Annotated in this window: 10 protein-coding genes; 5 read left to right on the forward strand and 5 right to left on the reverse strand. The window is 68.5% G+C overall.

Annotation, left to right across the window (positions count from 1 at the left end; all coding sequences use genetic code 11):
* Positions 1–53 precede the first annotated feature (53 nt).
* From hisF to AC04L7_RS07700, 4 genes are all read left to right on the forward strand, one after another.
* Positions 54–830 carry an imidazole glycerol phosphate synthase subunit HisF gene (hisF, locus tag AC04L7_RS07685; protein ID WP_435998019.1) on the forward strand — a complete coding sequence of 259 codons (777 nt, stop codon included), beginning with the start codon at positions 54–56 and terminating at the stop codon, positions 828–830.
* Positions 820–1,446: a bifunctional phosphoribosyl-AMP cyclohydrolase/phosphoribosyl-ATP diphosphatase HisIE gene (gene hisIE, locus AC04L7_RS07690; RefSeq protein ID WP_187572311.1), complete on the forward strand. Its 627-nt coding sequence runs from the start codon at positions 820–822 to the stop codon at positions 1,444–1,446. Before hisF ends, hisIE begins: the two co-directional genes overlap by 11 nt.
* A gap of 141 nt (positions 1,447–1,587) precedes the next feature.
* Positions 1,588–3,168: a calcineurin-like phosphoesterase C-terminal domain-containing protein gene (locus tag AC04L7_RS07695; protein WP_435998022.1), complete on the forward strand. Its 1,581-nt coding sequence runs from the start codon at positions 1,588–1,590 to the stop codon at positions 3,166–3,168.
* Between the two features lie 11 nt (positions 3,169–3,179).
* Positions 3,180–3,749 (forward strand): YdeI/OmpD-associated family protein, encoded by a 570-nt coding sequence (locus AC04L7_RS07700; protein WP_475512776.1) that lies wholly within the window; start codon positions 3,180–3,182, stop codon positions 3,747–3,749.
* Positions 3,750–3,914: 165 nt separating this feature from the next.
* On the opposite strand, the gene yddG is transcribed toward AC04L7_RS07700, so the two are convergent.
* From yddG to AC04L7_RS07720, 4 genes are all read right to left on the reverse strand, one after another.
* Complete coding sequence (gene yddG / locus AC04L7_RS07705; RefSeq protein WP_475512777.1) at positions 3,915–4,787, reverse strand: aromatic amino acid exporter YddG; 873 nt, start codon at positions 4,785–4,787, stop codon at positions 3,915–3,917.
* Positions 4,788–4,796: 9 nt separating this feature from the next.
* Positions 4,797–5,498, reverse strand: coding sequence for an acireductone synthase (gene mtnC / locus AC04L7_RS07710; RefSeq protein ID WP_271250053.1), 702 nt, complete (start codon positions 5,496–5,498; stop codon positions 4,797–4,799).
* Positions 5,499–5,594: 96 nt separating this feature from the next.
* A complete protein-coding gene (locus AC04L7_RS07715) occupies positions 5,595–6,155 on the reverse strand; it encodes a 1,2-dihydroxy-3-keto-5-methylthiopentene dioxygenase (RefSeq protein ID WP_185895895.1) in 561 nt (186 codons plus the stop codon).
* A 95-nt stretch (positions 6,156–6,250) separates the two neighbouring features.
* A complete protein-coding gene (locus tag AC04L7_RS07720) occupies positions 6,251–6,892 on the reverse strand; it encodes a methylthioribulose 1-phosphate dehydratase (protein ID WP_435998029.1) in 642 nt (213 codons plus the stop codon).
* 113 nt (positions 6,893–7,005) lie between these two features.
* Between AC04L7_RS07720 and AC04L7_RS07725 the strand changes: the two genes are divergently transcribed.
* On the forward strand, positions 7,006–7,335 hold the full coding sequence (locus AC04L7_RS07725; protein ID WP_162109598.1) for a high-potential iron-sulfur protein: 330 nt from the start codon (positions 7,006–7,008) through the stop codon (positions 7,333–7,335).
* Positions 7,336–7,407: 72 nt separating this feature from the next.
* Here AC04L7_RS07725 and AC04L7_RS07730 read toward each other — a convergent pair.
* On the reverse strand, positions 7,408–8,290 hold an 883-nt coding region (locus AC04L7_RS07730; protein WP_475512778.1), incomplete at its 5' end, for an APC family permease.

Genomic DNA, 8,290 nt, shown 5'->3' on the forward strand with positions numbered 1-8,290 from the left:
GTGCTGGGCCGCGCGCTGCTCGAAGGTCGCTTCACGCTGCCGGAAGCGCTGGCATGCTGAGCCGGCGCATCATTCCCTGCCTGGACGTGCGCGAAGGCCGCGTGGTCAAGGGCGTGAAGTTCCGCGACCACGTCGACATGGGCGATATCGCCGACCTTGCGCTGCGCTACCGCGACGAAGGGGCCGACGAACTGGTGTTCTACGACATCAGCGCCAGTCCGGAAGGCCGTTCGGTGGACTACGCCTGGATCGAGCGTGTTTCGCGACTGCTGGATATTCCGTTCTGCGTGGCGGGCGGCATCCGCGACGTTCAGACCGCCCGTCGCGTGCTGTACAGCGGGGCCGACAAGGTGTCGGTCAACACGCCCGCGCTGGAGCGTCCGGAGCTGATCGGCGAGCTGGCGCAGGCCTTCGGCGTACAGTGCGTCGTGGTCGGCGTGGATTCCATCCTGGAAGCCGATGGCGAATGGCGTGTGCGCCGCTATACCGGCGACCCCTCGAAGATGCAGGGTGCCGGACTGAGGACGCTGGACTGGGTCGTGCAGGCGCAGCGCCTGGGCGCCGGCGAAATCGTGCTGAACTGCATGGACCAGGACGGCGTGCGGCGGGGTTACGACCTGGTGCAGCTGCGCGCGGTACGCGCCATCTGCGAAGTGCCGCTGGTCGCCTCGGGCGGCGCGGGCGAGGTGGCGCATTTCACCGACGTGTTCCAGCAGGCGGATGTGGATGGCGCGCTGGCAGCCAGTGTCTTCCACAGCGGGCACATCCGCATTCCGGCACTGAAGCAGGCAYTGGCGCAGCAAGGCATCGAGGTGAGACGTGGCGACTGACAACCGGCGACCGGCGTTCGACGCCACCCGTCTCGACTGGGACAAGGGGGACGGCCTGCTGCCCGTCATCGTGCAGGACGCCGCGACGCTGCGGGTACTGATGCTGGGCTACATGAACCGCGAAGCGCTGCAGGCCACACTCTCCGGCGGGCGCGTGACCTTCTTCAGTCGCAGCAAGCAGCGGCTGTGGACCAAGGGAGAGAGCTCCGGCCACGTGCTGGAACTGGTGTCGGTCGAGGCCGATTGCGACGACGACACGTTGCTCGTCCTCGCGCATCCGCACGGCCCGACCTGCCACCTGCAGCGCGCCAGTTGCTTCCCGTCGGCACCGTCGGCATTCCTGTCGGAACTGGATGCCCTCGTTGCGCAGCGCGAGCGCGAACGGCCGGCGGACAGCTACACCACGCGGCTGTTCGAGGCCGGTGTGCGCCGCGTCGCCCAGAAGGTGGGCGAAGAGGGCGTGGAAACCGCCCTGGCCGCCGTCGCCCAGGACGAAACCGCGCTGCTCGGCGAGAGTGCGGACCTGCTTTACCACCTGACCGTGCTGTTGCGCGCACGCGGCTTGTCGCTGGCCGATGCCGTCGATGTGCTGCGGGAGCGGCACGCCCCCCGATGACGCATCCCCACCGACTGTAGGGGCGGCCTCGGGCGCGATGCTCTTCGCTGCTGCTGAAAACAAAGCATCGCGCCCGAGGGCGCTCCTACAAGTGCACTGGCCCTGCGCCATAATCCTCCGGTCCTTCCGGCTGGAGTCGCCATGCGCGCTTCGTTGATTGTCCTCGTCCTGGCGTTGCTGACGGTCCCCGCCCATGCGCTGCCGCCGCCGTGCAGTTGGGGACAGGTGTACGAGGACCGCAACGGCAACGGGACCCGCGAGGCAGGGGAGCCGGGCCTCCCGGGCATCAAGGTGTCCAACGGCATCGAGATTGCGGTGACGGACGCGCGGGGCGAGTACAGCCTCGATTACATCGACGGCCGCACGCTCTTCATCATCAAGCCGGCCGGCTACGATCTGGCGGTGCGCCCCGACGGCCTGCCGGCCCGCTGGCGCAACCTGCAGTACCACGCCGGGCCTGCGCTGAAGTACGGCGGCATACCACAGCGCCAGCCCGATTGCACGCACTTCGGGCTGCGTCCAAGGGCTGCGGCGAAGGACGGCGCACTCGACGTACTGCTGTTCGCCGACAGCCAGACGTCTTCGGTGAAGGACGTGGACTACTACTGGCGCGACATCGTACAGCCGCTGGTTGGGAAGCACGATGCCGTGCTGGGCCTGACCCTGGGCGACGTCACCAACGACGACCTGTCGCTGTACCCGCAGATCCTGCGCACGACGATGAGCCTGCAGGTACCCTGGCTGTTCATCCCGGGCAACCATGACCTCGATTTCGATGCCGCCGGCGATGAGGATTCGCTGCGCACGTTCCGCCATCACCTGGGACCGGACACGTTCGCGTGGGAAGAAGAGGCGGCGACCTTCATCGGCCTGGACGACGTGATCTATCAGCCGGGCGGTACGCCTGCGTACTTCGGCGGGCTGCGGGAGGACCAGTTCGCCTTCCTGCAGGCGTACCTGCCCACGGTGCGGAAGGATCGCCTGCTGGTGATCGGCGTGCACATCCCGTTCTACGAACCCGGCGCGCGCGGCTTCCGTCCGCAGGACCGCGAGCGCCTGTTCGCCATGCTGGAGGACTTCCCGCATGTGCTGCTGCTCAGCGGGCACACCCACACCCAGCGCCACTGGTACCACGACGCATCCACCGGCTGGCACGGGATGCGGCCGCTGCATGAGTACAACGTCGGCGCGGCCTGCGGCGCCTACTGGTCGGGCATCAAGGATGCCGAGGGCATTCCCGACACGACGATGGCCGATGGCACGCCGAATGGCTATGCGCGGTTGCGCGTGGACGCCGGCGGCGCCTACGCGCTGTCGTGGCATCCGGCGCGCGATGCAGACGGCAGCGGCATCGGCCTGCACGCGCCGCGCGTGCTGCGGAAGGGGGCGTATCCGGCGTGGGGCGTGTTCGCCAATGTCTACATGGGCGATGCGGAGACGCGCGTGGAGTACCGCATCGACGGTGGCGAATGGAAACCGATGAAGCGCGTGGAGCAGCCCGACCCCAGGCTGCTGGTGGAGAACATGCGCGACGACACGGCCGATGCGCTGCGTGGCTACGACCGCTCGCCCGAAGCGGAGGCGTCCCAGCACCTGTGGCGTGGCGCGCTGCCCACCGACCTGGCCGAGGGCGAGCATGCGGTCGAGGTGCGCGCCTTCGACCGGTGGCAGGGCGAGCGATCGGCTCGCACCTCCTACCGCCTGCAGGTTGCGGAGCCCTGATCATGGCTGCGATGGAACTTCCCATCGAGCACTTCATGGATGCTGCGGCGTGGGAACGCTGGCTGGAGGAGCATCCGGGATCCACGGGCGTGTGGCTGAAGATCGCCAAGAAGGACTCGGGCGTCGCGTCGGTGAGCTACAGCGAGGCACTGGACGTGGCACTGTRCCATGGCTGGATCGACGGACAGAAGAAGGGGTACGACGCGCAGTGCTTCCTGCAGCGCTTCACGCCGCGGCGTGCACGCAGCACGTGGTCGAAGATCAACGTCGCCCGGATCGAAAGCGTGCTCGCGGCGGGTCGCATGCGGCCCGCAGGCCTGCGCGAGGTCGAGGCCGCCCGGGCCAATGGTCGCTGGGACGCGGCCTACGACGGTGCGAAGTCGATGGAGGTGCCGGCGGAACTCGCCAAGGCCCTGGCGAAGAACCGAAAGGCCAAGGCCTTCTTCGACACGCTCGACAAGACCAACCGGTACGCGGTGTGCTGGCGCGTGCAGACAGCGGTGAAGCCGGAGACCCGGCAGGCACGCGTGGAAAAGCTGGTGGCCATGCTCGCGCGGGGCGAGAAGATCCACGGGGCCTGAAACGGAAACGCCTCCCGAAGGAGGCGTCCTGGAACCTGGCGGGCGAGCGAAGGCGGGCGGGCGAGGTTGACGTGGCTGGCTGGCGAAGGCGGGCGGGCGACGTGGCGCGCAGTCTAGGCAATCCGCACGATGCGTGTAGAAACGCGAATCGCTCTCGAATAGATCTCAGCGGGCGGCGCGGCTGGATCGCACACTGAGCCACGCGCCGGCCAACAGCATCGCGATCGCGACGGCCTGGATCCCATGCGGCTCCGCGCGACCCGAGATGACCAACAGCAACGTCGACAGCAAGGGCGCGAGATAGGAGAGGCTGCCCAGCAGGGCAATGTCGCCGCGCTTGGTGCCGTGGTCCCAGAGCCAGAACGCGGCGCCTACGGGGCCGGCACCCATCACGGCGAGAACCAGCCATTGGGTGGCACCGGGCGCGACCGTGCGTTCGAACAGCAGATGGACCGCAGCGCCCAGGACCGAGACGCCCGCGCAGGCCACGGTGATGGCGGCGGTGGGGACGTCGGCGAAGCGGCGGTTGAACACGGAATACGCGGCCCAGATCACCGCGGCACCCAGTGCGGCGAGGTAGCCCGGCACGTGCGCACGGTCGACCTGCAGGCCATGCCCGCGGGTCACCAGCAGCGCCGCGGCCACCAGGCCGAGCAGCGTGCCTGCCCACTGCCCGGCACGCACCGTCACGCCGCCGACCAGACCGGCGAAGACCACGATCAGCAGCGGCCACAGGTAATTGAGCAGGTTCGCCTCCACCGCCGGCGCGCGCTTGAGCGCGATGAAGTAGAGCGCGTGGTAGCCGAACAACGCCAGCGTGGACAGCRCCAGCGCCGCGCCGGGTTGGCGCAGCTCACGCCAACCCGCGGCGCCGCGCAGTACCGCGCGCGCCAGCCCCAGCAGCGCCGCGATGCCGAAACTGACCGCAAGCACCTGGAACGGGGGCAGGTTGCCGGTCGCGGTCGTCAGTACCGCCAGCGAGGCCCACAGCAGGATGGCGGCCAGCCCCGTCAGCGTAGCCGTGCGTTGCGACGCCATGGTTCGGATTCAGTCGGGCAGGGCGATGTCGGCGAACGACGCCACGCGCGCATGCCCGTGCGCGGCCTCGCCCTCGCGGGGCTGAGGGTAGTCGTCCAGGCGGTCGATCAGGCGCGTCTGCAGGCCGGCTTCGCGCGCGGCATCCAGTTCTTCCACCACGTCGGACAGGAACAGGATGGCATTGGCCGGCACGCCGATGCGGCCGGCGATCACGCGGTAGCTGTCGGCTTCGCGCTTGCCGCCGACTTCGGTGTCGAACCAGTCGGAAAACAGCGGCGTCAGGTCGCCGGCGTCGCTATGACCGAAGAACAGCTTCTGCGCCGGCACCGAGCCGGACGAGTACACGTACAGCGGATAGCCGCGCGCGTGCCAGTCGCGCAGCGCGGGCGCCGCGTCGGGATAGATGTGGGCGGTGAAGTCGGCATCGCGGTAGCCCGCCTGCCAGATCATCCCCTGCAGCGCCTTCAGCGCCGTGTGCTTGCGGTCCTGGTCGATCCAGCCCTGCAACGTCTCCACGATGACGTCGTCGCTGCAGATGCTGCCGTGCTCGGTGGCCACCACGTCCAGCCAGCGGCGGACCTCCGGGTCGTCGCGGTGGTCGCGCACGAAGCCGGGCAGGGCGCGCCGCGCGTACGGGAACAGCACGTCCTTCACGAACGAGATGCTGCTGGTGGTGCCTTCGATGTCGGTCAGGATGGCGGAAACGGGCATGGCGATGTTCACGGTCACGGTAGAGCGGAGCGCGCTCCGCTGCTCTTGTTCTGGATGGGGTCGTGCCGCCGGGCAGGCCCCGGGCGGCAGGATCGATCAATGCCCGTCGGTCAGACCGTCGTAGCGCGGGAACTGCTGGGCGATGGTGGTGCCGGTGAAGTGGCCCACCCAGCCATCCGGCTCGGTGAAGAAGCGGATGGCGACGAAGCGGGGCTCCGGGCCCATGTCGAACCAGTGCAGCGCGCCGTCCGGCACGGCGATCAGGTCGTCCTGCACGCACTCGATCTCGTAGACCCTGCCATCCACGTGCAGCGTGAACAGGCCCGACCCCGCCACGAAGAAGCGCACCTCGTCTTCCTTGTGGTAGTGCTCGTCGAGGAACTTGGCGCGCATCGCCTCGCGCTGCGGGTTGTCCGGCGCGATGCTGACCACGTCGACGGTCTTGAAGCCGCGCTCGGCCACCAGACGGTCGATGTCGGCGCGGTAGGCGTCCATCACTTCTTCCGGCGAGGCGCCGGGCTCGATCGGCTTGTTCGCCTTCCAGCGTTCGAAGGTCACGCCGATCTTCTTCAGCTCGGTGGCGATGAAGTCGGGGTCGTAGCTGGCGAACTCCGGGGTGGCCGGATCGGATTCCTTGAAGATGCGCAGGCGGCTCATGGCAATGGCGTGAGGCGGCGGGGGGAACGTTAGGGTAGCAAACCCGGCCCGGACGCCCTGTGGCGGAAAGGCAGCGCGGGGATAACCGGCGGTTATCAGCCGCGGCAGCCGAGCTTGCGCAGTTCCAGTTCGGCCCCGAACAGGAATTCGAAGGCTTCCAGATGCCGGCGCGCCTCGGCCATGGTGCGGCCCCATGCGTACAGACCGTGGCCGTCGATCAGGTAGCCCCACAGCGGCTGCCGGTCCAGCAGCGCGTCGACCTGCGCGGCCAGGGTCGGCATGTCCTGGGTGTTGGCGAACACCGGCACGTCGATGGCCATCTCGTGGGTGTGATTGCCGTGGAAGGCCTTCAGCAGTTCGAAGCCCTCCAGCCGGACATGGCCGGCGCCGGCGAACAGGCGCGAGGCCACCGTCTGCACCAGCGAGTGCGTGTGCAGCACGCAGCCGATCTCGGGGTAACGCCGATAGAGCTGGGTGTGCAGCAGGGTTTCCGCCGAGGGGCGATGGTCGCTGCCCACGGCCTTGCCCTCGAAGTCCACCACCATGATGTCCGCCTCCACCAGCCGGCCCTTGTCGCGCCCGGAAACGGTGATGGCCGCATGCCGTTCGTCCAGCCGCTGCGAGAAGTTGCTGCTGGTGGCCGGGGTCCAGCCCAGCTGCGACAGTTCGCGCACGTTGGAAATGATGGACTGCGCGCGGTCGCGCAGCTGGTCGGCGTCGTAGGGCAGGGCGTTCATGCCGCGCATTCTAACGGAACCCGTCCGGCGGCCCGACCGATTGATCCTGCTCAATGCGGTCGGCGGGTTGGAAGCGCGACACTGCAGCCTCCTTCCCGCAGGTGCCCAGCCAGATGAGCCACGATGCCTCCCGCCGCCGTTTCCTGACCACCACCCTGACCGCCGCCGCCGTGGCCCCGCTGGCCTGGCACGCGGTGCGTGCCGAGGCCGCTGCGCCTGCCGCCCTCCCCAAGCTGGACGCCAACAATCCCACCGCCAAGGCGCTGGCCTACAGCGAGAACGCCGCCACCGTGAAGCATCCCAAGCACAAGGCGGGCGATCACTGCGCCAACTGCAACTTCTTCAAGGCGCCGGCGGGCCAGGCCTATGGCCCGTGCACGCTGTTCCCGAAGAACTCGGTCGCCGCGAAGGGCTGGTGCAGCGCCTGGGCCAAGAAGCCCTGATACGTCCGGTTCACGGAAAGCGAAAAGGCGCGGTCACCCGCGCCTTTTCCATGTCCGGTCTCCGGAACCGGTTCAGCGCGGCGTGCGCAACCGGCTGTGGCGGTAGCCGTACAGGAAATAGATCAGGAAGCCGACCGCGGTCCAGACGCCCATCAGCATCCAGTTGTGCGCCGTCATCGCCGACAGCAGCGCCATGCAGCTCAGCACGCCCAGCGAGCAGACCAGCCAGGCCGCGGGGATGCGGAACGGACGCGGCAGGTCCGGCTGCGTGCGGCGCAGCACCAGTACGCCCACGCAGACCGAGGCGAACGCGATCAGGGTGCCCATCGAGGTCAGTTCGCCCAGGATGTCGAGCGGGAACAGTGCCGCCAGCAGGGCGATGCCCACGCCGGTGATGACCGTGTTGATGTGCGGCGTGCGGTATTCCGGATGGATCTTGGTGAACACCGGTGGCAGCAGGCCGTCGCGGCCCATGATCATGAAGATGCGCGGCTGGCCGATGATCATCACCAGCACCACCGACGACAGGCCGATCAGCGCACCGATCTCCACCGTCACCCGCAGCCAGCCCAGTTCCGGATGGGCGGCCACCGCGGTGACCACCGGCTCGGCGGTACCCAGCGCGGTATAGGGCACCAGGCCGGTCATCACCGCGGCCATGGCGATGTAGAGCACCGTGCAGATCGCCAGCGAGGCCAGCATGCCGACGGGCAGGTCCTTCTGCGGGCGATGCGATTCCTGGGCCGCCACCGACACCGCCTCGAAGCCGATGTAGGCGAAGAACACCATCGCCGCGCCCCGCAGCACGCCGTCCCAGCCGAACTTGCCCGGGCCTTCATTGGCCGGAATGAAGGGCTGCCAGTTGCCCGGGTCGACGTACTGCCAGCCAGCGATGATGACCAAGATGATCAGGCCGGTCTTCAGCACCACCATCGCCATGTTCATGGCCGACGAC

Source organism: Pseudoxanthomonas sp. LjRoot204_2 (genome assembly GCF_056175765.1).